Source organism: Escherichia sp. WS568 (genome assembly GCF_046486085.1).
GTDB lineage: Bacteria > Pseudomonadota > Gammaproteobacteria > Enterobacterales > Enterobacteriaceae > Escherichia > Escherichia coli.
On the sequence record NZ_JBJQMC010000001.1, the window covers coordinates 94159 to 118637 of the forward strand.

The 24479-nt window shown below is 50.7% G+C and carries 26 protein-coding genes; 16 read left to right on the top strand and 10 right to left on the bottom strand.

Features of this window, described 5'->3' with window-relative positions:
• Nucleotides 1–46 precede the first annotated feature (46 nt).
• The 3 genes from uidR to malI all read right to left on the bottom strand — a co-directional run bounded on the left by uidR (nt 47) and on the right by malI (nt 2772).
• Nucleotides 47–634, bottom strand: a complete 588-nt coding sequence (gene uidR / locus ACJHWR_RS00440) for a DNA-binding transcriptional regulator UidR (protein ID WP_000369698.1) — start codon at nt 632–634, stop codon at nt 47–49.
• Between the two features lie 230 nt (nt 635–864).
• Nucleotides 865–1632: a 7-alpha-hydroxysteroid dehydrogenase gene (gene hdhA, locus ACJHWR_RS00445; RefSeq protein WP_000483379.1), complete on the bottom strand. Its 768-nt coding sequence runs from the start codon at nt 1630–1632 to the stop codon at nt 865–867.
• A 111-nt stretch (nt 1633–1743) separates the two neighbouring features.
• Nucleotides 1744–2772, bottom strand: coding sequence for a mal regulon transcriptional regulator MalI (malI, locus tag ACJHWR_RS00450; RefSeq protein WP_000179513.1), 1029 nt, complete (start codon nt 2770–2772; stop codon nt 1744–1746).
• Nucleotides 2773–2946: 174 nt separating this feature from the next.
• Here malI and malX point away from each other — a divergent pair, with 174 nt between their 5' ends.
• The 3 genes from malX to add all read left to right on the top strand — a co-directional run bounded on the left by malX (nt 2947) and on the right by add (nt 6826).
• Entirely contained in the window at nt 2947–4539 is a 1593-nt protein-coding gene (gene malX, locus ACJHWR_RS00455; RefSeq protein ID WP_000125609.1) for a PTS maltose transporter subunit IICB, read from the top strand.
• 9 nt (nt 4540–4548) lie between these two features.
• Nucleotides 4549–5721, top strand: a complete 1173-nt coding sequence (malY, locus tag ACJHWR_RS00460) for a bifunctional maltose regulon transcriptional repressor/cystathionine beta-lyase MalY (RefSeq protein WP_000459367.1) — start codon at nt 4549–4551, stop codon at nt 5719–5721.
• A 103-nt stretch (nt 5722–5824) separates the two neighbouring features.
• The gene (gene add / locus ACJHWR_RS00465) at nt 5825–6826 is read left to right on the top strand and encodes an adenosine deaminase (protein ID WP_000567531.1); all 1002 of its coding nucleotides are present in this window, start codon (nt 5825–5827) and stop codon (nt 6824–6826) included.
• Nucleotides 6827–6861: 35 nt separating this feature from the next.
• Here add and ACJHWR_RS00470 read toward each other — a convergent pair whose 3' ends face one another.
• Nucleotides 6862–7902: an oxidoreductase gene (locus ACJHWR_RS00470; RefSeq protein ID WP_001282493.1), complete on the bottom strand. Its 1041-nt coding sequence runs from the start codon at nt 7900–7902 to the stop codon at nt 6862–6864.
• A gap of 242 nt (nt 7903–8144) precedes the next feature.
• On the opposite strand from ACJHWR_RS00470, the gene blr reads away from it, so the two are divergent.
• The 12 genes from blr (at nt 8145) to gstA (ending at nt 18478) form a co-directional block, all read left to right on the top strand.
• On the top strand, nt 8145–8270 hold the full coding sequence (blr, locus tag ACJHWR_RS00475) for a division septum protein Blr (RefSeq protein ID WP_001296096.1): 126 nt from the start codon (nt 8145–8147) through the stop codon (nt 8268–8270).
• A 272-nt stretch (nt 8271–8542) separates the two neighbouring features.
• A complete protein-coding gene (gene ydgT, locus ACJHWR_RS00480; protein WP_000217950.1) occupies nt 8543–8758 on the top strand; it encodes a transcription modulator YdgT in 216 nt (71 codons plus the stop codon).
• Between the two features lie 85 nt (nt 8759–8843).
• A complete protein-coding gene (locus tag ACJHWR_RS00485) occupies nt 8844–9284 on the top strand; it encodes a DUF2569 domain-containing protein (protein ID WP_000214176.1) in 441 nt (146 codons plus the stop codon).
• Between the two features lie 76 nt (nt 9285–9360).
• Nucleotides 9361–9942 (top strand): electron transport complex subunit RsxA, encoded by a 582-nt coding sequence (gene rsxA, locus ACJHWR_RS00490; RefSeq protein ID WP_000133193.1) that lies wholly within the window; start codon nt 9361–9363, stop codon nt 9940–9942.
• Nucleotides 9942–10520, top strand: a complete 579-nt coding sequence (rsxB, locus tag ACJHWR_RS00495; protein ID WP_000991809.1) for an electron transport complex subunit RsxB — start codon at nt 9942–9944, stop codon at nt 10518–10520. The genes rsxA and rsxB overlap by 1 nt, the downstream gene beginning before the upstream one ends.
• Nucleotides 10513–12639 (top strand): electron transport complex subunit RsxC, encoded by a 2127-nt coding sequence (gene rsxC, locus ACJHWR_RS00500; RefSeq protein WP_033556252.1) that lies wholly within the window; start codon nt 10513–10515, stop codon nt 12637–12639. The genes rsxB and rsxC overlap by 8 nt, the downstream gene beginning before the upstream one ends.
• Nucleotides 12640–13698 (top strand): electron transport complex subunit RsxD, encoded by a 1059-nt coding sequence (gene rsxD / locus ACJHWR_RS00505; protein WP_000231918.1) that lies wholly within the window; start codon nt 12640–12642, stop codon nt 13696–13698.
• A gap of 3 nt (nt 13699–13701) precedes the next feature.
• On the top strand, nt 13702–14322 hold the full coding sequence (gene rsxG, locus ACJHWR_RS00510; protein ID WP_000920799.1) for an electron transport complex subunit RsxG: 621 nt from the start codon (nt 13702–13704) through the stop codon (nt 14320–14322).
• Nucleotides 14323–14325: 3 nt separating this feature from the next.
• On the top strand, nt 14326–15021 hold the full coding sequence (rsxE, locus tag ACJHWR_RS00515) for an electron transport complex subunit RsxE (protein ID WP_001289638.1): 696 nt from the start codon (nt 14326–14328) through the stop codon (nt 15019–15021).
• Complete coding sequence (gene nth, locus ACJHWR_RS00520; protein ID WP_001030339.1) at nt 15021–15656, top strand: endonuclease III; 636 nt, start codon at nt 15021–15023, stop codon at nt 15654–15656. The genes rsxE and nth overlap by 1 nt, the downstream gene beginning before the upstream one ends.
• 609 nt (nt 15657–16265) lie before the next feature.
• On the top strand, nt 16266–17768 hold the full coding sequence (gene dtpA / locus ACJHWR_RS00525; RefSeq protein ID WP_000100932.1) for a dipeptide/tripeptide permease DtpA: 1503 nt from the start codon (nt 16266–16268) through the stop codon (nt 17766–17768).
• 104 nt (nt 17769–17872) lie between these two features.
• Nucleotides 17873–18478, top strand: a complete 606-nt coding sequence (gene gstA, locus ACJHWR_RS00530) for a glutathione transferase GstA (protein WP_000765759.1) — start codon at nt 17873–17875, stop codon at nt 18476–18478.
• 43 nt (nt 18479–18521) lie between these two features.
• Here gstA and pdxY read toward each other — a convergent pair whose 3' ends face one another.
• From pdxY to anmK, 5 genes are all read right to left on the bottom strand, one after another.
• Nucleotides 18522–19382 (bottom strand): pyridoxal kinase PdxY, encoded by an 861-nt coding sequence (pdxY, locus tag ACJHWR_RS00535; RefSeq protein ID WP_001302086.1) that lies wholly within the window; start codon nt 19380–19382, stop codon nt 18522–18524.
• 61 nt (nt 19383–19443) lie between these two features.
• Nucleotides 19444–20718 carry a tyrosine--tRNA ligase gene (gene tyrS / locus ACJHWR_RS00540; RefSeq protein WP_001295400.1) on the bottom strand — a complete coding sequence of 425 codons (1275 nt, stop codon included), beginning with the start codon at nt 20716–20718 and terminating at the stop codon, nt 19444–19446.
• A gap of 128 nt (nt 20719–20846) precedes the next feature.
• Nucleotides 20847–21503: a pyridoxamine 5'-phosphate oxidase gene (gene pdxH / locus ACJHWR_RS00545; RefSeq protein ID WP_001282305.1), complete on the bottom strand. Its 657-nt coding sequence runs from the start codon at nt 21501–21503 to the stop codon at nt 20847–20849.
• Between the two features lie 58 nt (nt 21504–21561).
• Nucleotides 21562–21891, bottom strand: a complete 330-nt coding sequence (gene mliC, locus ACJHWR_RS00550; protein ID WP_000061980.1) for a C-type lysozyme inhibitor — start codon at nt 21889–21891, stop codon at nt 21562–21564.
• Between the two features lie 97 nt (nt 21892–21988).
• Nucleotides 21989–23098 (bottom strand): anhydro-N-acetylmuramic acid kinase, encoded by a 1110-nt coding sequence (anmK, locus tag ACJHWR_RS00555; protein WP_000835076.1) that lies wholly within the window; start codon nt 23096–23098, stop codon nt 21989–21991.
• Nucleotides 23099–23371: 273 nt separating this feature from the next.
• On the opposite strand from anmK, the gene slyB reads away from it, so the two are divergent.
• The gene (gene slyB / locus ACJHWR_RS00560) at nt 23372–23839 is read left to right on the top strand and encodes an outer membrane lipoprotein SlyB (protein WP_000597196.1); all 468 of its coding nucleotides are present in this window, start codon (nt 23372–23374) and stop codon (nt 23837–23839) included.
• Between the two features lie 46 nt (nt 23840–23885).
• Here slyB and slyA read toward each other — a convergent pair whose 3' ends face one another.
• Nucleotides 23886–24320: a transcriptional regulator SlyA gene (gene slyA / locus ACJHWR_RS00565; RefSeq protein ID WP_000445640.1), complete on the bottom strand. Its 435-nt coding sequence runs from the start codon at nt 24318–24320 to the stop codon at nt 23886–23888.
• Nucleotides 24321–24479 lie beyond the last annotated feature (159 nt).

Here is a 24479-nt window from a genome sequence, read left to right on the forward strand (position 1 = left end):
TGAAACGCGGGCTCAGTTGTCACCAGCCCGCGGAAAGAGAGAGGGATCAGGATGCGGTTAATATACCGCCAATCATCGCGCGTAATCCCTGAGCAAACGACGCTTCACGCGCCAGATCTTCCGCTTCGATATCGGCCAGTACACCGTAGGTCAGATCCAGCAGTAAACGTGAAGTCATTGCCGTGTTGATATCTGGGCTTATCTCGCCTTTTTGCTGGGCATCACGCATCCGCTGGGCAACAAATTCCGTGATCGTCATATGCTTATTTTTAAGCATGGCGGCGACCTGTGGGTTACGCATCCCTTCCGCCATAATTTCGACCACCAGCGCCCGTTGCCCAAAGGCTTCATGGGTGAGAGAGACAATAGACTCGACCATATAGTCAACGAAATGAATCCCTTCAATCGGTTCCCGGAAACGGGCCAGCGCCCTCTCCTGGTCCTGTAAGATAATCGCCTGAATCAGGGCTTCTTTGGAGATGAAATGGTGATAGAGCGTCCCGGGACTAATGGCGCAAGATTTACAGATGGCTTTCATCGAGGCACTGTGAAATCCATTTTCTGAAAAAATCTCTCTGGCAGCATTGAGGATCCGGGTCCGTGTCGGTTGTGCTTCAGTTTGCATGTTATCCATCGTTAACCAATATAGTTAGCATGAATAACTAGTTTACCGCGTTGTCCGGTGAGCGCCTATCATTGCTGTTGAATAGTGCGAAGGCACACTCAATTCGTAAGCTTTTTATCCAGATATTGGTTAACCAATAGCCGTGATTTGGCTGCCAGTTGTTTAGCAGAGACGTTGATGAGTTGCACACGCTATCCCGGTAAACAACACATACGGCTGTTTACCGGTTCGTTAGTGTATTAATTGAGCTCCTGTACCCCACCACCGGAGACGGTGAGAATTTGTCCGCTTACCCAGCTGGCTGCAGGCGAGCAAAGGAACAGCGCCGCGTTAGCTATATCTTGCGGTTGGCCCAGACGTCTGATTGGTGTGTGTTGCAACATTTTCTGTTCAATTTCTGGTGTAATAACGGATTTCAGGGCATCGGTTAATATTGCCCCCGGCGCAATGCCATTCACCCGAATATTTTTTTCACCAAGGTCAAACGCCATATTTCTGACCAGATGACTGGCCGCAGCTTTAGATGATGCATAGGAGGTCATGTTTATATTTTTATTTTCTGCCGCCATAGAAGTAATGGTCAAAATAACGCCACCGCCATTTTTTTCCATTTCTGGCGCAACAAGTTGTGACAGATGGAAAAAAGAAAATACATTCAGTTCATAAGCGCGGCGAAAATCTGCCATTGGCATATCAAACGGTTTAGGACCACCGCCACCGGCGTTGTTAACCAGGATATCAACTTTACCCAACTTACTGACGGCAAAGTCTGCCAGTGCAGAGAGTTCCTGTTCGGAAGTAATATCGCAGCGGCAGGCAAATGCCTGACCACCCAGTTGTTGAATTTCATTTACAACATGATTAGCTGCATCGGCATTAATATCACTGACCACCACAGATGCGCCAGCTGTCGCGAATGTAATGGCAATTTCTTTACCAATACCTGCACCCGCACCTGTGATGATGGCGCATTTTCCGTCGAGTCTCAGGTTGTCAGAATTAAACACATAAACCTCCTGTGAACTTCAGTAAAAATAAAAGGCACCGCCTGTGTGCCACATTTTTTATCATTAACCTTGAGGAAAGGACTCTACCAGGTATAGCAGATAAAGAGAGGATTATTTCGCCGCAATGAGCCGGGCGGGAATAATAAGATTGCGTGAATGCGTCTCTTCATGGGTGATTTTTTGCATCATGCGATCCGCAAGTGTGGTACCAAGTTCCCGCGCTGGCGTGCTGGCCCAGGTAACGGGTATATCATCAAGTGTGGTAGGCGTTGCATCGGTAAATGCCGCCAGCGAAACCTGTTGCTCAAAGTAACGATCGACTCCGCTTTCCCCGCTTTGCCTGCCTGCTTTCAGCAAACCAAACCATGCACCCATCGCAATAGTTTCGTTATAGCAAACCACGGCGCTGATGGTCGGGTTATGACGTAAAAGCGCCGTGATAGCTTCCGCGGCTTGCTTCTGGCTGGAAGTGCACTCCAGCACCCAATCGCTGTGAAACGGCAGGCCAAATTTTAGTAGAGTCGCACAATAGCCCCCCACCCGTTCTGCCCGGGTTAATGAGGAACTTTGCCCTCCCAGCCAGGCGATACGCTGATGCCCATTGCGAATGAGATGCTCCGTCAACAACTGTGCAGCCTGCATGTTGTCCGGGCGAACCGTATCAACATCATCAAGATAACTGGCACGGGAAGCGAAAATAACCGGGATAGCTTTTTCTTCTGCCATCCGTCGCAGGTCATCGCTGCTTCCTGCAGCCCCGGCAATGACCACACCATCGACCCCCTGATTCAGTAACAGTGAAAACCGTTGTGCCAGCTGCTCGCCGTCTTTACCGCCGTGAAGCAAAAAAACCATCCGTCCCTGCGCTTCCAGAGCTTCCGTCAATCCGGCCGTTAATTCGGCGTAAAACGGCGCAGATAAATCACGGACGATCAAACCAATGACGCCGCTTTGCCCGCCGCGCAGCGCCGACGCCTGACGATTGCGCACAAATCCCAGCTCTTCAATGGCGGCGTTAACGCGTTCTCCTGTGGCGGTAGAGATTCGCCCTTTGCCACTTAGCACCAGCGAAACGGTACTTACCGACACGCCCGCAGCCAGCGCAACATCATGAATGGTTATTTTTTTGGCGGTAGCCATGCAGATGACCTACTCCCTGATTATGTGACAGATAAAACGTTTTACCTTTTATTTATCTTATACCCGCTATTATCGTTGCGTAATGTGATTTATGCCTCACTAAAATTTGATAAAACGTTTTATCTTCTCGCGCAATTTACTGAATCCAGATTGTTCTCTACGAGGAGTCGTTTTATGACGGCGAAAACAGCACCGAAAGTCACGCTGTGGGAGTTCTTCCAGCAGTTAGGCAAAACCTTTATGTTACCCGTGGCATTATTGTCGTTCTGCGGCATTATGCTCGGCATTGGTAGTTCTCTTAGCAGCCATGATGTCATCACCCTGATCCCGGTCCTGGGCAACCCCGTGTTGCAGGCTATCTTTACCTGGATGAGTAAGATTGGCTCGTTTGCTTTTAGTTTCCTGCCAGTCATGTTCTGTATCGCCATCCCGCTGGGTCTGGCACGTGAAAACAAAGGCGTAGCGGCATTCGCTGGCTTCGTCGGTTATGCGGTAATGAACCTCGCGGTAAACTTCTGGTTGACCAATAAAGGCATTCTGCCAACCACGGACGCCGCGGTTCTGAAAGCCAATAACATCCAGAGCATTCTTGGGATCCAGTCGATCGACACCGGGATCCTCGGTGCGGTGATCGCCGGTATTATCGTCTGGATGCTGCATGAGCGTTTCCATAATATCCGCCTGCCGGATGCGCTGGCATTCTTCGGCGGTACGCGCTTCGTACCAATCATCTCCTCGCTGGTGATGGGTCTTGTCGGCCTGGTGATTCCATTAGTCTGGCCGATTTTCGCCATGGGTATTAGCGGCTTAGGCCATATGATCAACAGCGCGGGTGATTTCGGACCGATGCTGTTTGGTACCGGTGAACGTCTGCTGTTGCCGTTTGGTCTGCATCACATTCTGGTGGCATTAATTCGCTTTACCGACGCAGGCGGCACGCAGGAAGTCTGCGGTCAAACCGTCAGCGGTGCACTGACCATCTTCCAGGCGCAATTGAGTTGCCCGACCACTCACGGTTTTTCTGAAAGCGCCACGCGTTTCCTTTCGCAAGGTAAAATGCCTGCGTTTCTCGGCGGTCTGCCAGGTGCAGCGTTAGCTATGTATCACTGTGCGCGCCCGGAAAATCGCCATAAAATTAAAGGTCTGCTGATTTCTGGCCTGATCGCCTGTGTCGTTGGCGGCACGACCGAACCGCTGGAATTCCTGTTCCTGTTCGTAGCGCCAGTTCTGTATGTCATCCACGCGCTGTTAACCGGCCTCGGCTTCACTGTCATGTCTGTGCTCGGCGTCACCATCGGTAATACCGACGGCAATATCATCGACTTTGTGGTGTTCGGTATTTTGCATGGTCTGTCAACCAAGTGGTACATGGTGCCAGTAGTGGCGGCAATATGGTTTGTCGTTTACTACGTCATCTTCCGTTTCGCTATCACCCGCTTCAATCTGAAAACCCCGGGGCGCGATAGTGAAGTTGCCAGTTCAATCGAAAAAGCCGTTGCCGGTGCGCCGGGTAAATCAGGTTACAACGTTCCGGCAATCCTCGAAGCCTTAGGCGGAGCCGACAATATTGTCAGTCTCGATAACTGCATTACCCGTCTGCGTTTGTCTGTAAAAGATATGTCGCTTGTTAATGTGCAGGCACTGAAGGACAATCGGGCAATTGGCGTAGTACAACTTAATCAACATAACCTGCAGGTTGTTATCGGGCCACAAGTTCAGTCAGTAAAAGATGAAATGGCCGGTCTGATGCATACTGTCCAGGCATAAGGATAAGATATGTTCGATTTTTCAAAGGTCGTGGATCGTCATGGCACATGGTGTACGCAGTGGGATTATGTCGCCGACCGTTTCGGCACTGCTGACCTGTTACCGTTCACGATTTCAGACATGGATTTTGCCACTGCCCCCTGCATTATCGAGGCGCTGAATCAGCGTCTGATGCACGGCGTGTTTGGCTACAGCCGCTGGAAAAACGATGAGTTTCTCGCGGCTATTGCCCACTGGTTTTCCACCCAGCATTACACCGCCATCGATCCCCAGTCGGTGGTGTATGGCCCTTCTGTCATCTATATGGTTTCAGAACTGATTCGTCAGTGGTCTGAAACAGGTGAAGGCGTGGTGATCCACACACCCGCCTATGACGCATTTTACAAGGCCATTGAAGGTAACCAGCGCACAGTAATACCCGTTGCTTTAGAGAAGCAGGCTGACGGCTGGTTTTGCGATATGGGCAAGCTGGAAGCCGTGCTGGCGAAACCAGAATGTAAAATTATGCTCCTGTGTAGCCCACAGAATCCTACCGGGAAAGTGTGGACGTGCGATGAGCTGGAGATCATGGCTGACCTGTGCGAGCGTCATGGTGTGCGGGTTATTTCCGATGAAATCCATATGGATATGGTTTGGGGCGAGCAGCCGCATATTCCATGGTGTAATGTGGCGCGCGGAGACTGGGCGTTGCTAACGTCGGGATCAAAAAGTTTCAATATTCCCGCCCTGACCGGTGCTTACGGGATTATAGAAAATAGCAGTAGCCGCGATGCCTATTTATCGGCACTGAAAGGACGTGATGGGCTTTCTTCCCCTTCGGTACTGGCGTTAACTGCTCATATCGCCGCCTATCAGCAAGGCGCGCCGTGGCTGGATGCCTTACGCGTCTATCTGAAAGATAACCTGACGTATATCGCAGATAAAATGAACGCTGCGTTTCCTGAACTCAACTGGCAGATCCCGCAATCCACTTATCTGGCCTGGCTTGATCTACGTCCATTGAACATTGACGACAACGCGTTGCAAAAAGCGCTTATCGAGCAAGAAAAGGTCGCGATCATGCCGGGATATACCTACGGTGAAGAAGGTCGTGGTTTTGTCCGACTCAATGCCGGGTGCCCGCGTTCGAAACTGGAAAAAGGTGTTGCTGGATTAATTAACGCCATCCGCGCTGTTCGTTAACCCCAATTGCGCAACGTAAAAAATCGTTGCGCAATCGTGGATTTTTACCCTGCTTTGTTTTTATAATGGTGCGCACTTTTATATCCAGAAAAAGAGTGCGACCATGATTGATACCACCCTGCCATTAACTGATATCCATCGCCACCTTGATGGCAACATTCGTCCCCAGACCATTCTTGAACTTGGCCGCCGGTATAATATCTCGCTTCCTGCACAATCCCTGGAAACACTGATTCCCCACGTTCAGGTCATTGCCAACGAACCCGATCTTGTGAGCTTTCTGACCAAACTTGACTGGGGCGTTAAAGTTCTCGCCTCTCTTGATGCCTGTCGCCGCGTGGCATTTGAAAACATTGAAGATGCAGCCCGTAACGGCCTGCACTATGTCGAGCTGCGTTTTTCACCGGGCTACATGGCAATGGCACATCAGCTGCCTGTAGCGGGTGTTGTCGAAGCGGTGATCGATGGCGTACGTGAAGGTTGCCGCACCTTTGGTGTGCAGGCGAAGCTTATCGGCATTATGAGCCGGACCTTCGGTGAAGCCGCCTGTCAGCAAGAGCTGGAGGCCTTTTTAGCCCACCGTGACCAGATTACCGCACTTGATTTAGCCGGTGATGAACTTGGTTTCCCGGGAAGTCTGTTCCTTTCTCACTTCAACCGCGCGCGTGATGCGGACTGGCATATTACCGTCCATGCAGGCGAAGCTGCCGGGCCGGAAAGCATCTGGCAGGCGATTCGTGAACTGGGGGCGGAACGTATTGGACATGGCGTAAAAGCCATTGAAGATCGGGCGCTGATGGATTTTCTCGCCGAGCAGCAAATTGGTATTGAATCCTGTCTGACCTCCAATATTCAGACCAGCACCGTGGCAGAGCTGGCGGCACATCCGCTGAAAATGTTCCTTGAGCATGGCATTCGTGCCAGCATTAACACTGACGATCCCGGCGTACAGGGAGTGGATATCATTCACGAATATACCGTTGCCGCGCCGGCTGCTGGGTTATCCCGCGAGCAAATCCGCCAGGCGCAGATTAATGGTCTGGAAATGGCTTTCCTCAGCGCAGAGGAAAAACGCGCACTGCGAGAAAAAGTCGCTGCGAAGTAACAAAAATGGATGGTGCTAATTGCACCATCCTCTTTTCACGCAAGGCACAGCGTCGCGCGATGTTTGGCGGATTCGATGCCCTGCTCAATCAACTCCATTACCTGGATTGCCTGACTTGCCGGAACCGGATTTTCACCATCGCCATTTAACGCATCACGAATAGCCGCATAGTAAGCCGGATAATTCCCTGGTACTGTCAACAGCGTTTCTTCGACACGTTCCTCACCTTCCACGCGGGTAAGTACGCCATCACGCATATCGTAGCCCCAGTCTTCCTGCGGCAGACGCTCGCCATTTTTCAGACGTTCTTCCTGTGGATCGAGGCCATATTTCACATAACTGCCTCGGGATCCATGCACGATATAACGTGCTGACTCAGCAGCTGCCAGCATGGTACCGTGTAAAATGACTCGCCGCTGCGGATAGGACAAGATGGCGTGGAAATAATCGGTCGACTGCGCTCCGGGCCGTAACTGTGCCAAATCAACCGTCATGCTGACCGGTAAACCAAATAGCGTAATGGCCTGATCAAGAAGATGCGGTGCTAAATCGTACCAGATACCGCTGCCAGGACCGCCCTGTTCACGCCAACGATCGCGCACCTGCGGACGGAAGCGGTCAAAATGAGACTCAAAGTAAGCAACTTCACCCAGTACGCCTTCCACGAGCAAACCTTTTAGCGTCAGGAAATCGCTATCCCAGCGACGGTTATGGAATACAGACAGCACACGCCCCAGGCTTTTTGCCAGCGCTTCCAGCTCTCGCGCTTGTGACAGTGTCACGGTAAAGGGTTTATCAACGACCACATGTTTACCCGCCTCAAGCGCCGCTTTGGCTAACGGGAAATGGGTATCGTTGGGTGTAGGAATGACAATCAGGTCTATGTTGGGATCGTTAAACAGATGCTTCGGCTCAGAGACAACCGCAACCGTTGGCCAGTCGGCTTTTACTTTTGTTTCATCGCTGCTGGAGATTACCGCCAGTTCCAGCCCGGGCGTGCCCGCAATCAGGGGCGCATGGAAGGTTTTGCTCGCATAACCATACCCAATCAACCCAACACGGATGTTGTCGCTCATGTCATTGCCTCTCATTGAAGTATGATGGCTATTTGACACTATCCTTTACCCTCGCTCAACAGTTTAATAACCTGCCAGCAATAAGGGATGTTGTTTAACTTAAGTCAAAAAAATAGCGAATTTTCCAACGACAAAAGCTAAATATCGCAAAAACCTCAGTAAAAATCTTGCTGGAGCTATTATTGCTAAGTAACATTTACCCCCTGAAGTTAATGGATCAATCAACAGAGATGTGGGCTGTAATGAATCGTCTTATTGAATTAACAGGTTGGATCGTTCTTGTCGTTTCAGTCATTCTTCTTGGCGTGGCGAGTCACATTGACAACTATCAGCCACCTGAACAGAGTACTACGGTACAACACAAGTAAGCTCTGCGCTTGTAGAGCGACATGCTGCCCGTCCGGGTGCATGTTTTCACTTGTCGGATATTAAACCAGGAATTTATTATCTTGTTCGATGTTGTTGGTGATTGTCAGGGATAGTAAAGCGCGTTACTCTTTTCAGAGCAGTTTTTCATCTCTGAATATTTGCCATCAGCGCATTCTTATTATTGTAATAACACACGCGTTCACTTTTGGTGAAATTTTATCATCACTAATAATACCTACTCCTTTGGTATTAATTATTTTATGGACCTTTTATGACTGTTCAGGACTACTTATTAAAATTTCGCAAAATCAGTTCACTCGAAAGTCTGGAAAAACTCTACGACCATCTTAATTACACTCTGACGGATGATCAGGAACTGATCAATATGTATCGTGCTGCCGATCACCGCCGCGCAGAGCTGGTTTCTGGCGGGCGTTTGTTTGACCTCGGCCAGGTACCGAAGTCCGTCTGGCACTATGTCCAGTAAAGAAAGTAGCGATCGGTTATAAAAGCCTTATAATAACGCCCCTAAAATTAGATTTGCCTGTTTGCGTCGCTATTCTGGAGAACCTATGACCACCACAACGCCACAACGTATTGGAGGCTGGTTGCTTGGCCCATTGGCCTGGCTTTTAGTCGCTCTGTTAAGTACGACGCTGGCGTTGTTGCTGTATACCGCTGCGTTATCTTCTCCGCAAACATTTCAAACGCTCGGCGGACAAGCACTGACGACACAAATCTTATGGGGCGTTTCTTTTATTACCGCTATCGCCATGTGGTATTACACACTGTGGTTGACCATCGCTTTCTTTAAACGTCGGCGTTGTGTTCCTAAACACTATATTATCTGGCTGCTTATTTCCGTATTGCTGGCAGTAAAAGCGTTCGCTTTTTCACCCGTAGAAGATGGCATAGCCGTTCGCCAGTTGCTGTTTACTTTGTTGGCAACCGCATTGATCGTCCCCTATTTCAAACGCTCGTCGCGGGTGAAAGCGACGTTTGTGAATCCGTAATAACCTTACAGTTAACCTGTTGTCGCCTGCTCTGGATTAACGGATAATAGGCGGCTTTTTTATTTCAGGCCGAAAAATGACTGACTACCTGTTACTGTTTGTCGGAACTGTACTGGTCAATAACTTTGTACTGGTCAAGTTTCTCGGTCTCTGTCCGTTTATGGGGGTTTCCAAAAAGCTGGAAACCGCGATGGGCATGGGGCTGGCAACAACGTTTGTAATGACGCTGGCGTCTATTTGCGCCTGGCTTATCGATACGTGGATTTTGATCCCGCTTAATCTGATTTACCTGCGCACCCTGGCGTTTATTCTGGTGATTGCTGTGGTTGTGCAGTTCACCGAGATGGTGGTGCGCAAAACCAGCCCGGTGCTTTACCGTCTGCTGGGGATTTTTTTGCCGCTTATCACCACCAATTGTGCAGTGCTCGGCGTGGCGTTGCTGAATATCAATCTCGGGCACAATTTCTTGCAGTCGGCGCTGTACGGTTTTTCCGCCGCTGTCGGTTTCTCGCTGGTGATGGTGCTCTTCGCCGCCATCCGCGAACGCCTCGCTGTGGCTGATGTCCCGGCACCTTTTCGCGGTAATGCCATTGCGTTAATTACCGCAGGTCTTATGTCTCTGGCCTTTATGGGCTTTAGTGGTTTGGTGAAGTTGTAATGAATGCTATCTGGATTGCCGTTGCCGCCGTGAGCCTGCTGGGCCTGGCGTTTGGCGCCATTCTGGGTTATGCCTCCCGCCGTTTTGCGGTGGAAGACGATCCGGTCGTTGAGAAAATTGACGAAATCTTACCGCAGAGCCAGTGTGGTCAGTGCGGTTATCCCGGCTGTCGCCCCTACGCGGAAGCCATCAGCTGTAACGGTGAAAAAATTAACCGCTGCGCCCCAGGTGGCGAAGCTGTGATGCTAAAAATTGCTGAGTTGCTTAATGTCGAGCCACAGCCGCTGGATGGCGAAGCGCAAGAGCTAACGCCTGCGCGGATGGTGGCGGTTATTGATGAAAATAACTGTATTGGCTGCACTAAATGTATTCAGGCGTGTCCGGTAGACGCCATCGTTGGCGCTACCCGCGCCATGCATACGGTAATGAGTGATCTCTGTACGGGCTGCAATTTATGTGTTGATCCGTGCCCGACGCACTGCATCTCGTTGCAACCGGTTGCAGAAACACCTGACTCCTGGAAATGGGATCTGAACACCATTCCCGTGCGTATCATTCCCGTGGAACACCATGCTTAAGTTATTCTCTGCATTCAGAAAAAATAAAATCTGGGATTTCAACGGCGGCATCCATCCACCGGAGATGAAAACCCAGTCCAACGGTACGCCCCTGCGCCAGGTACCACTGGCGCAGCGTTTTGTCATACCACTGAAACAACATATTGGCGCTGAAGGTGAGTTGTGCGTTAGCGTCGGCGATAAAGTACTGCGCGGCCAGCCGCTTACCCGTGGACGCGGCAAAATGCTGCCGGTTCACGCGCCCACCTCGGGTACCGTTACGGCTATTGCGCCCCACTCTACGGCTCATCCTTCAGCTTTAGCTGAATTAAGCGTGATTATTGATGCCGATGGCGAAGACTGCTGGATCCCGCGCGACGGCTGGGACGATTATCGCTCTCGCAGTCGCGAAGAGTTAATTGAGCGCATTCATCAGTTTGGTGTTGCCGGGCTGGGTGGTGCGGGATTCCCGACAGGCGTTAAATTGCAGGGTGGCGGAGATAAGATTGAAACGTTGATTATCAACGCTGCTGAGTGCGAGCCGTACATTACCGCCGATGACCGTTTGATGCAGGATTGCGCGGCTCAGGTCGTAGAGGGTATTCGCATTCTTGCGCATATTCTGCAGCCACGCGAAATTCTTATCGGCATTGAAGATAACAAACCGCAGGCGATTTCCATGCTGCGCGCGGTGCTGGCGGACTCTCACGATATTTCTCTGCGGGTGATTCCAACCAAATATCCTTCTGGCGGTGCTAAACAATTAACCTACATTCTGACCGGGAAGCAGGTTCCACATGGCGGGCGTTCATCCGATATCGGCGTATTAATGCAAAACGTCGGCACTGCTTATGCAGTGAAACGTGCCGTTATTGATGGCGAGCCGATTACCGAGCGTGTCGTAACCCTGACTGGCGAAGCAATCGCTCGCCCGGGCAACGTCTGGGCACGGCTGGGGACGCCCGTGCGTCATTTATTGAATGACGCCGGATTCTGCCCCTCTGCCGATCAAATGGTGATTATGGGCGGCCCGTTAATGGGCTTTACCTTGCCATGGCTGGATGTCCCGGTCGTAAAGATTACCAACTGTCTGTTGGCTCCCTCTGCCAATGAGCTTGGCGAACCACAGGAAGAACAAAATTGCATCCGTTGTAGTGCCTGTGCTGACGCCTGCCCTGCGGATCTTTTGCCGCAACAGCTATACTGGTTCAGCAAAGGTCAGCAACACGATAAAGCCACCACGCATAACATTGCCGACTGCATTGAATGTGGAGCTTGCGCGTGGGTTTGCCCGAGCAATATTCCCCTGGTGCAATATTTCCGCCAGGAAAAAGCTGAAATTGCGGCTATTCGTCAGGAAGAAAAGCGCGCCGCAGAAGCCAAAGCGCGTTTCGAAGCGCGCCAGGCTCGTCTGGAGCGCGAAAAAGCGGCTCGCCTTGAACGACATAAGAGCGCAGCCGTTCAACCTGCAGCCAAAGATAAAGATGCGATTGCTGCCGCTCTGGCGCGGGTGAAAGAGAAACAGGCCCAGGCTACACAGCCTATTGTGATTAAAGCGGGCGAACGCCCGGATAACAGTGCAATTATTGCAGCACGGGAAGCCCGTAAAGCGCAAGCCAGAGCGAAACAGGCAGAACTGCAGCAAACTAACGACGCTGCAACCGTTGCTGATCCACGTAAAACTGCAGTTGAAGCGGCTATCGCCCGCGCCAAAGCGCGCAAGCTGGAACAGCAACAGGCTAATGCGGAACCAGAACAACAGGTCGATCCGCGCAAAGCCGCCGTCGAAGCCGCTATTGCCCGTGCCAAAGCACGCAAGCTGGAACAGCAACAGGCTAACGCAGAGCCAGAACAACAGGTCGATCCGCGCAAAGCCGCCGTCGAAGCCGCTATTGCCCGTGCCAAAGCACGCAAGCTGGAACAGCAACAGGCTAATGCGGAACCAGAACAACAGGTCGATCCGCGCAAAGCTGCCGTCGAAGCCGCTATTGCCCGTGCCAAAGCGCGCAAACTGGAACAGCAACAGGCTAATGCGGAGCCAGAAGAACAGGTTGATCCGCGCAAAGCGGCAGTTGCCGCGGCTATTGCCCGCGTTCAGGCCAAAAAAGCCGCCCAGCAAAAGGTTGTAAACGAGGACTAAATGGTATTCAGAATAGCTAGCTCCCCTTATACCCATAACCAGCGCCAGACATCGCGCATTATGCTGTTGGTGTTGCTCGCAGCCGTGCCAGGAATCGCAGCGCAACTGTGGTTTTTTGGTTGGGGTACTCTCGTTCAGATCCTGTTGGCGTCGGTCAGTGCTCTGTTAGCCGAAGCTCTCGTACTCAAACTACGCAAGCAGTCGGTAGCCGCAACGTTGAAAGATAACTCAGCATTGCTGACAGGCTTATTGCTGGCGGTAAGTATTCCCCCCCTCGCGCCATGGTGGATGGTCGTGCTGGGTACGGTGTTTGCGGTGATCATCGCTAAACAATTGTATGGCGGTCTGGGGCAAAACCCGTTTAATCCGGCAATGATTGGTTATGTGGTCTTACTGATCTCCTTCCCGGTGCAGATGACCAGCTGGTTACCGCCACATGAAATTGCGGTCAACATCCCTGGTTTTATCGACGCCATACAGGTTATTTTCAGCGGACATATCACCAGTGGTGGTGATATGAACACGCTACGCTTAGGTATTGATGGCATTAGTCAGGCGACACCGCTGGATACATTTAAAACCTCTGTCCGTGCCGGTCATTCGGTTGAACAGATTATGCAATATCCGATCTACAGCGGTATGCTGGCGGGCGTTGGTTGGCAATGGGTAAATCTCGCCTGGCTGGCTGGCGGCGTATGGTTGCTGTGGCAGAAAGCGATTCGCTGGCATATTCCCCTCAGCTTCTTAGTAACGCTGGCGTTATGCGCAACGTTGGGCTGGTTGTTCTCACCAGAAACACTGGCAGCACCGCAAATTCATCTGCTGTCTGGAGCGACCATGCTCGGCGCATTCTTTATTTTGACTGACCCGGTTACCGCTTCTACGACCAATCGTGGTCGTCTTATTTTCGGCGCGCTGGCGGGCTTATTAGTCTGGTTGATCCGCAGTTTCGGCGGCTATCCTGACGGCGTGGCTTTTGCCGTCCTGCTGGCGAACATCACGGTTCCTCTGATCGATTACTACACGCGTCCGCGCGTCTACGGCCATCGCAAAGGGTAAACCATGCTGAAAACTATCCGAAAACACGGCATTACACTGGCACTATTTGCAGCGGGTTCAACAGGGTTAACTGCGGCCATCAACCAGATGACCAAAACGACGATTGCTGAACAGGCCAGTCTGCAACAAAAGGCGTTATTTGATCAGGTGCTGCCAGCCGAACGCTATAACAATGCGCTGGCACAGAGTTGCTATCTGGTCACTGCGCCAGAGTTAGGTAAAGGTGAGCATCGGGTTTACATCGCCAAACAGGATGACAAACCGGTAGCCGCCGTTCTGGAAACAACCGCGCCAGATGGCTATTCCGGTGCGATTCAGCTGCTGGTGGGAGCCGATTTTAACGGCACGGTACTTGGCACGCGCGTGACAGAGCACCACGAAACGCCAGGGCTTGGCGATAAAATCGAACTGCGCCTTTCTGACTGGATCACCCATTTTGCGGGTAAAAAAATCAGTGGTGCGGATGATGCGCACTGGGCGGTGAAGAAAGATGGTGGTGATTTCGACCAGTTCACCGGCGCGACGATTACTCCCCGCGCGGTGGTTAATGCGGTAAAACGCGCCGGATTGTACGCTCAGACGTTACCGTCACAACTTTCTCAACTTCCTGCCTGTGGAGAATAAAGCGTGAGCGAAATTAAAGACGTTATTGTTCAGGGGTTGTGGAAAAACAACTCTGCGCTGGTCCAGCTGCTCGGCCTCTGTCCGCTATTGGCGGTCACGTCCACTGCCACTAACGCTCTGGGTTTAGGACTTGCGACTACGCTGGTACTGACGCTGACCAACTTGACCATTTCGACGCTGCGTCACTGGACGCCAGCCGAGATCCGCATTCCCATTTACGTGATGATCATCGCCTCGGTGGTCAGCGCTGTACAGATGCTGATCAACGCCTACGCCTTTGGCCTGTATCAATCATTAGGGATTTTTATTCCGCTGATTGTCACTAACTGTATCGTTGTGGGCCGCGCTGAAGCCTTCGCCGCCAAAAAAGGTCCGGCGCTTTCGGCACTGGACGGCTTTTCAATTGGTATGGGCGCAACCTGCGCCATGTGCGTGCTGGGTTCACTACGCGAAATTATCGGCAATGGCACGTTGTTTGACGGTGCAGATGCGCTGTTAGGTAGCTGGGCAAAAGTATTACGCGTGGAAATTTTCCACACCGACTCCCCTTTCCTGCTGGCGATGCTGCCACCAGGTGCATTTATTGGCCTGGGACTGATGCTGGCAGGGAAATACCTGATTGATGAAAGAATGAAAAAGCGCCGTACTGAAGCAGCTGCCGAACGTGCATTGCCAAACGGTGAAACAGGGAATGTCTGATGAACAAAGCAAAACGCCTGGAGATCCTCACTCGCCTGCGTGAGAACAATCCTCATCCCACCACCGAGCTTAATTTCAGTTCGCCTTTTGAATTGCTGATTGCCGTACTGCTTTCCGCTCAGGCGACCGATGTCAGTGTTAATAAGGCGACGGCGAAACTCTACCCGGTGGCTAATACACCTGCAGCGATGCTTGAACTGGGCGTCGAAGGGGTGAAAACCTATATCAAAACCATTGGGCTTTATAACAGCAAAGCAGAAAATATCATCAAAACCTGCCGTATCTTACTGGAACAGCATAATGGCGAGGTTCCGGAAGATCGTGCTGCGCTTGAAGCCCTGCCTGGTGTAGGTCGTAAAACAGCCAACGTCGTATTAAACACTGCATTCGGCTGGCCGACTATTGCTGTCGACACGCACATTTTCCGCGTTTGTAATCGTACTCAATTTGCGCCGGGGAAAAACGTCGAACAGGTAGAAGAAAAGCTACTGAAAGTGGTTCCGGCAGAGTTTAAAGTCGACTGCCACCATTGGTTGATCCTCCACGGGCGATATACCTGCATTGCCCGCAAGCCCCGCTGTGGCTCTTGTATTATTGAAGATCTTTGTGAATACAAAGAGAAAGTTGACATCTGAAGAAAAGGGGTAACACCGATTACCCCATTCATAACCTTTCTTTATCCTCTTTTAAAACATCTTTTTAACGTCAATGATGCCATTGCTTAGCGTTATCATCAGGTAATCCGTTTGTGGATAACCAAAAATGCAGGTTAATTGTTTTTTTAATAGCGAAATTTTCTATTCATTCGTGATCAAGATCACGATGCTGTGGCAATGTAAAAACATTGCAAGAACTAGGTTAAAATCATTTAAATTTACACACGCAACAAATATTGACCTACAAAACATTACACTGGCTATTTTTCAGAAACTGGACTATCTCACTAGGAAAAACGCTAAATAGCAGAACATATCGCCGTTAAGCCATCATCCCCCTCTCAGGGTAGTGAAAAAATCTGCCGTTACGTTTTTTGAAAAATTTAACGCTGGATAACATTTCCCGGAATGGTTGAATTCCCCGCCTCAGTTATATGTAACAGATTATTACAAAGGACTTGTCTGAAAGTGCAAGATAGTGAACATTACCTGCCGTTTCCCCTCCCACTATAACAATTGCGCGTATGTTTTTAGGCATAACGCGAGAAAGCACCCCCGTTAATATGGGATGTAAAAAAAGAGGTAAAAGTGTCCACTGCAAACCAAAAACCAACTGAAAGCGTCAGTTTGAACGCTTTCAAACAACCGAAGGCGTTCTATCTCATCTTCTCGATTGAGTTATGGGAACGTTTTGGTTATTACGGCCTACAAGGAATTATGGCTGTTTACCTGGTTAAACAACTGGGTATGTCTGAAGCGGATTCAATCACCCTTTTCTCTTCCTTTAGTGCCCTGGTTTATGGTCTGGTCGCTATCGGCGGCTGGTTAGGTGACAAGGTACTGGGTACTAAACGCGTAATTATGCTTGGCGCTATTGTGCTGGCGATTGGTTATGCTCTGGTTGCCTGGTCTGGTCACGACGCCGGTATCGTTTATATGGGTATGGCGGCTATTGCGGTCGGTAACGGCCTGTTTAAAGCTAACCCGTCTTCTCTGCTTTCTACATGCTATGAGAAAAACGACCCGCGTCTGGACGGTGCATTCACCATGTACTACATGTCCGTCAACATCGGCTCTTTCTTCTCTATGATCGCCACCCCGTGGCTGGCCGCGAAATACGGCTGGAGTGTTGCGTTTGCGTTGAGCGTTGTAGGCCTGCTGATCACTATCGTTAACTTCGCCTTCTGCCAACGCTGGGTTAAACAGTACGGTTCAAAACCAGACTTCGAGCCTATCAACTACCGTAACCTGCTGCTGACCATTATTGGTGTTGTGGCACTGATCGCTATCGCCACCTGGCTGCTGCACAATCAGGAAGTTGCGCGTATGGCGCTGGGCGTTGTTGCCTTCGGTATTGTGGTTATCTTCGGTAAAGAAGCCTTCGCGATGAAAGGTGCTGCGCGTCGTAAAATGATCGTTGCCTTCATCCTGATGCTCGAAGCCATTATCTTCTTCGTGCTGTACAGCCAGATGCCAACGTCACTGAACTTCTTTGCGATTCGTAACGTTGAGCACTCCATTCTGGGTCTGGCCGTAGAACCTGAGCAGTATCAGGCACTGAACCCGTTCTGGATCATCATCGGTAGTCCGATTCTGGCCGCTATCTATAACAAGATGGGCGATACCCTGCCGATGCCAACCAAGTTTGCAATCGGCATGGTGATGTGTTCTGGTGCGTTCCTGATTCTGCCGCTGGGTGCGAAATTCGCGTCTGACGCTGGTATCGTGTCTGTAAGCTGGCTGGTCGCGAGCTATGGCCTGCAGAGTATCGGGGAACTGATGATCTCTGGTCTGGGTCTGGCAATGGTCGCACAACTCGTTCCGCAGCGTCTGATGGGCTTCATTATGGGTAGCTGGTTCCTGACCACTGCCGGTGCAAACCTGATTGGTGGTTATGTTGCGGGTATGATGGCTGTGCCGGATAACGTTACCGATCCGCTGATGTCACTGGAAGTCTATGGTCGCGTATTCTTGCAGATTGGTGTCGCTACTGCCGTTATTGCAGTACTGATGCTGCTGACCGCGCCGAAACTGCACCGCATGACGCAGGATGACGCTGCAGACAAAGCGGCGAAAGCTGCTGTAGCGTAAAATTCAGGGAAACTCTTTTACAAGCCGCTAACTTTTCGTTAGCGGCTTTTTTTTGTTCAGCAACGCACTACCATACTTTAAACCACAGACAAAAGGAGTTACCGATGAAATTGTTCTACAAACCGGGTGCCTGCTCTCTCGCTTCCCATATCACCCTGCGTGAGAGCGGAAAGGATTTTACGCTCGTCAGTGTGGATTTAATGAAAAAACGTCTCGAAAACGGTGACGATTACTTTGCCGTTAACCCTAAGGGACAGGTGCCTGCATTGCAGCTGGACAATGGTACTTTGCTGACGGAAGGCGTAGCAATTATGCAGTATCTTGCCGACAGCGTCCCCGACCGCCAGTTGCTGGCACCGGTAAACAGTATTTCCCGCTATAAAACCATCGAATGGCTGAATTACATCGCCACCGAGCTGCATAAAGGCTTCACACCTCTGTTTCGCCCTGATACACCGGAAGAGTACAAACCAACAGTTCGCGCGCAGCTGGAGAAGAAGCTGCAATATGTGAACGATGCTCTGAAGGATGAGCACTGGATCTGCGGGCAACGATTTACAATTGCTGATGCCTATCTGTTTACGGTTCTGCGCTGGGCATACGCGGTGAAACTGAATCTGGAAGGGTTAGAGCACATTGCGGCATTTATGCAACGTATGGCTGAACGTCCGGAAGTACAAGACGCGCTGTCAGCGGAAGGCTTAAAGTAATAGCCATCGGCCCACAGGTCGTTGTGGGCCGAAATGAGATATTTCAGAGCTTTGTTGCGCTGAAATAATGTTCTGGTTTGGCAATACGATCCTGAGCAGCAACCACTTGCAACTCATATTCCTGCATTGCTTTGGTGGTCACCATGATTTCGTATACTGCAGCGGTCACATGTTCCAGGGCCTCCTGCAGCGTTGCCCCCTGAAGCAGTTTCACCAGCAGTAAACCGCTCGTCACATCACCAACACCTACCGGCTGGCGCATACCAAAATCCACCAGCGGACGGCTGATATGCCAGGCTTCATCGGCGGTAACCAGCAGCATTTCAAAACGGTCACGGCTGTAGCCAGCCCGCGCCAGGTGTTTAACCAACACAATTTGTGGCCCTTGCGCAATGAGTTCACGCGCTGCCAGAACCGCTTCTTCGACGTTATTTACCGGATGCTCACAGAGTATCTCCAGCTCAACCAGATTCGGCGCAATGATATCGCTGGCAGGCAAACCGTGACGCACATGAAACTCTGCGACACCCGGTGCAACGATACAGCCTTTTTCCGGATGACCCATTACCGGATCGCAAAAATATTTCGCCTGCGGATTCGCGGCTTTCACCTGACGGACGATACCGAGGATATGTTCACCCTGCTCCGCCGATCCCAGATAGCCACTTAATACGGCATCACAGGTGTGTAATTTATCAATGGCGGCAATGCCTTGCACTATTTCGGTTAAATGGCTGGGCGGCATCACGCAGCCGGTCCATTTGCCGTATTGGGTGTGATTAGAAAATTGAACGGTGTTCAGCGGCCAGACGTTCGCGCCCAGGCGGCGCATCGGAAACTCTGCCGCACTGTTACCCGCATGACCATAAACAACGTGAGACTGGATAGCGAGAATATTTTTCATCATGTTCCCTGTATAAAAACCAGGGGGAGTGATTTCTCACTCCCCCTTTCCACTTAATGCATTATTTCCAGCAAATCAGACAGTAATTCTTTTTGCCGCGACGCAGTAAGGTAAAACGACCAAACAGACGATCTTCTTCTTTAAAGAAGTATTCAGGATCGGATTGTTTTTCACCGTTAATGGTGATGGCATTGGAGGCGATAGTTTTACGCGCCTGACCACGAGATGGTTGCAGTTCAGAATCGACCAGCGCCTGCATCAGGTCTGCGCCTTTTTCCATCTCAACCATCGGTACGCCGTCCTGCGCCAGCTGTTCGAAGTCCGCTTCACTCAGCGCACTCAAGGAACCGCTGAACAGGCATTCGGTAATACGTTTTGCCGCCTGTAAACCTTCTTCACCGTGAACCAGACGAGTCACCTGCTCCGCCAGTACATACTGGGCGCGCGGTGCTTTACCGCTGTTTTTATCTTCTTCTTCCAGGGCGTTGATCTCTTCAATGCTCATAAAGGTGAAGAACTTCAGGAAGCGGTAAACGTCGGCATCCGCAGTGTTAATCCAGAACTGGTAGAATTTGTACGGGCTGGTTTTCTTCGGATCCAACCAGACTGCGCCGCCTTCAGTTTTACCAAATTTGGTGCCGTCTGCTTTGGTGATCAGCGGAACGGTCAAGCCAAACACCTGATTCTGATGCAGACGACGGGTCAGGTCGATACCAGAAGTGATGTTACCCCACTGGTCAGAACCACCAATTTGCAGCACCACACCGTACTGTTTGTTCAGACAGGCGAAGTCATAACCCTGCAACAGGTTGTAGGAAAACTCAGTGAACGAAATCCCCTGATCTTCACGGTTGAGACGCTGCTTAACCGCTTCTTTGTTGATCATCTGGTTAACGGAGAAGTGTTTGCCAATATCGCGCAGGAAGGTCAGCACATTCATATTGCCGAACCAGTCATAGTTGTTCGCCGCGATAGCAGAGTTTTCTCCACAGTCGAAATCGAGGAACGGGGCAACCTGCTTGCGGATTTTGTCCACCCATTCCTGAACAGTTTCTTCGGTGTTCAGCTTACGCTCAGCAGCTTTGAAGCTCGGGTCGCCAATCAGACCCGTCGCGCCGCCTACCAGCGCAACCGGCTTGTGGCCCGCCTGCTGGAAGCGTTTCAGGCATAACAATGGAACAAGATGCCCCAAATGCAAGCTGTCAGCGGTAGGATCGAAGCCGCAATAGAGCGCGATCGGGCCTTGCGCCAGTCGCTCTGCTAACGCTTCCTCGTCCGTCACCTGGGCTACCAGCCCCCGCTCTTGCAATTGTTTAATCAAGTTACTGCTTGCCATCAAAATCTCCATGTATATAACGACTGCACCTTTGCCGGTACACGACTTTTCGCCAGATGCGAAAGAGACATAGAATAAAGTGCCAGAATCAGGAGTACCAGCGATTAAAGCAAGATTTTTGCATCTTTTCAGGGGGCAAGACGATCAATCTTCCACGCATCATTTTCACGCTGGTACAAAAAGCGGTCATGCAGGCGATGCTCACCGCCCTGCCAGAACTCAATCTGTTCAAGGCTGACGCGAAAACCGCCCCAAAAACTCGGCAATGGCACTTCGCCCTGTTGAAACTTCTGCTTCAGCTCCAGGAATTTACTTTCAAGGATACCGCGGGCAGAAATGCGACTGGACTGCTTCGAAACCCATGCACCAATCTGGCTATCACGTGGGCGACTATGAAAATATTTCATCACTTCGAGAGTCGAAAGTCGTTCCGCTTTACCGATCACCATCACCTGGCGCTCAAGGGTATGCCACGGGAACAGCAGGCTAACGCGCGGATTATTTTCGATTTGATGTGCTTTACGGCTGCCGAGGTTGGTGTAAAACACCATGCCTTTTTCGTCGTAATGTTTGAGTAAAACGATGCGCTGATAAGGCTGACCATGTTCATCCACGGTAGCGACCACCATCGCGGTAGGGTCCGCCAGTTTGGCGTCACAAGCCTGAGAGAGCCAGCGTTCAAAAAGGGTTAATGGATCGGCGGGAAGATCGCGGCGGCGTAACCCGCCTTTGGTGTATTCACGGCGCAGATGCGCGATTTGCTGCAATTCGTCGTTATCAGACATGGTTTTCTTTACGGATTGTCAGTGGGTGACGCTATTGTGCGCCGCCCCTGGAAAAATCTCAACGCTGTGGATTTTGTAACTGACAGTTATTCAAGACGATGCGGTCGCGTTTATAGACAGTCGCTTCCTCGCCTTTCGACCAGAAAACATAGATCCCGTCGGTGTAACGTGCACCAGACGCAGAAATGCCCTGTTTGAGATGCAATAGTTGATTATCATAAACAAAACTGACTTCCTGGCGCGGATTATTCAGTTTGACCGTCAACGGTTTTTCATCACACTGGTATTCCAGCGTATCGGTTTGCATGCGCTCAACCAGTTGATTGAACACGCTACAGCCGGTGAGAAGGACCGGCAAACAGATCAGTAACAGTTTTTTCATAGACATATCCCGAAGACTTTCCTGGTCTGGAGGGCAATACGCCCTCCCTAACGTTCCAAGTGTAACGGCAGACGCGGTAAGAAAAATTCAGTTAACTCTGATATCACAGGTTAGCGGGGAAAATAGCCCCCAGTACCGTCTCCTGGCTTGCGCCAGTGACGGAAGGCAGATTTCCTGGTAATCCCGCCAGCGTTCGCCAGGCAAGCCAGGCGAAAGCCAATGCTTCCATGTCATCGCCACTAATGCCAACGGCATCGGTGGTGGTGACTTCTGTGCCTGGCAGTAATGCCGCCAGACGCGCCATGAGTAGCGGATTACGACTTCCTCCACCACATACCATCAATCGTTCGCAGCCACCGCTCAACAAAACTTGTTCAGAAATGGTCACGGCGGTGAGTTCTGCCAGTGTCGCCTGTACATCTCGGGGATCAACACCCGGAAAATGGCGCAAATGGCGCTCCAGCCAGCCGTAGTTAAAGTATTCGCGTCCGGTACTTTTCGGTGCAGGTTGCGAGAAATATGGGTCGCTGAGCATATTTTGCAGCAGTGGGAGAATGACTTTACCCGCCCGTGCCCACTCGGCATCTTTATCGTAAGGTTTACCTGCCTGACGCCAGATCCAGGCATCCATCAGCATGTTACCAGGGCCGGTATCGTAGCCCCCTACCGGCTGCCCAGGAATGAGCAGTGACAGATTGGCAATGCCACCAATATTGAGCACCATTCGTCGCTCGGTTGGGTGAGCCAGCAGCGCATGATGGAACGCAGGTACCAGCGGTGCGCCTTGTCCTCCCAAGGCAATATCGCGACGGCGAAAATCACCGACAACCGTAATTCCGGTGCGTGCCACAATTTGATTGTTATCGCCAATCTGTAAAGTGTGTGGTGCCACGCCCGTCGGTTCATGCCAGACGGTTTGACCGTGACAGCCGATCGCAACGATATCTCTCGCCTGCAGGTTTTGTTCCTTAAGCAAGGCATTGACCGCATCAGCAAAAAGTCGCCCGAGTTGAGTATCAAGCTGTCCAAACTGCGAAAGTGTAAGCTGCTGGCCCTGGCAAATATCCAGTACAGCCTGTTTCAGAGACACCGGGATCGGCCAGCTCAAACTTGCCAGCTGTGCGACCCGGTGTTCATCAATTGTCGCCAACACAACATCAACACCATCAAGGCTGGTGCCTGACATAACGCCAATAAAGCGACCCGATTTCATAGTTCATCCTTTTTCAATCTGACGTTTGCGCACCACTCAAACATAAACTTTTCGTGAATACCATGCGGAATGACCGATTTTTATCGTTGGTAGTAAAACATTATCTTCAAATCAATAATCATCATGAATGTTTTGTTTATAATTGGTTGATCCTACTTTCATTATGATTTGCTCATATTTGGTAGAACATGTAACCATGGATTCACATATGCCATATACTTTGACCATGAGGGATGCTTGCGTGGCGTTTCATGGTGAACAGGAGATTTTTCAATGATTAAACGCGTATTGGTTGTTTCAATGGTAGGTCTGTCTCTTGTCGGTTGTGTTAATAACGACACCCTGTCAGGGGATGTTTATACCGCTTCTGAAGCGAAACAAGTACAGAATGTCAGCTATGGCACCATCGTTAACGTACGTCCGGTACAGATTCAGGGCGGTGATGATTCCAACGTTATCGGCGCAATTGGCGGTGCTGTTCTTGGTGGTTTCCTGGGAAATACTGTTGGCGGCGGAACCGGGCGTTCTCTGGCTACTGCAGCAGGCGCTGTTGCAGGTGGCGTAGCCGGTCAGGGCGTACAGAGTGCAATGAACAAAACGCAGGGTGTCGAGCTGGAAATTCGTAAAGACGATGGTAATACCATCATGGTGGTACAGAAACAAGGCAACACTCGTTTCTCTCCGGGCCAACGTGTCGTACTGGCCAGCAATGGCAGTCAGGTGACCGTTTCCCCGCGCTAAATAAGTTTGCGTGTGGTCAGGTTACTGACCACACGCCCCCTTCATTTCACCCTTTGGCCTGTAACTCAATGATATTATGCTCAAGTTTTGCGATGAGCTTAATCAGTTGTTCCAGTTCCTCTGCGGAGATGCCATGTAAAATTTCCGCGCGGGTTTTGTTAATAACAGCTTCCATTTCGCTGATCAGTGGCTCTGCCTTTTCCGTCAGTTTAATACGTTTAGCCCGACGATCGCTGGCACAAGTTTGACGCGAAATTAACCCTTTTTCTTCCAGTTGGTCCAGAGTACGGACCAGTGATGGCTGCTCGATGCCAATCGCTTTTGCCAGTTGAATTTGCGACTGGTCTGGAGGTAACTGATGGATATTGTGTAACGTAACCCAATGGGTTTGTGTTAACTCCAGCGGTTTCAGGCGATGGTCTATCAGAGCACGCCATATGCGCACCAACCGTGCCAGATCAGAACCTAGTGGCGATTCCAATTTCATCTCCTTATAATTAGCTTGCTAAGATATTATGCGGCTTTTAGAATAGTGTGCAGCAATTGTATTGCTAAAACAAATGTATTGCTGCATTTGGTTACCGTCAGACATATTTTTCAGAAATTGCGCGTAAATTTTTCGCACTTAAAGAATATTTAT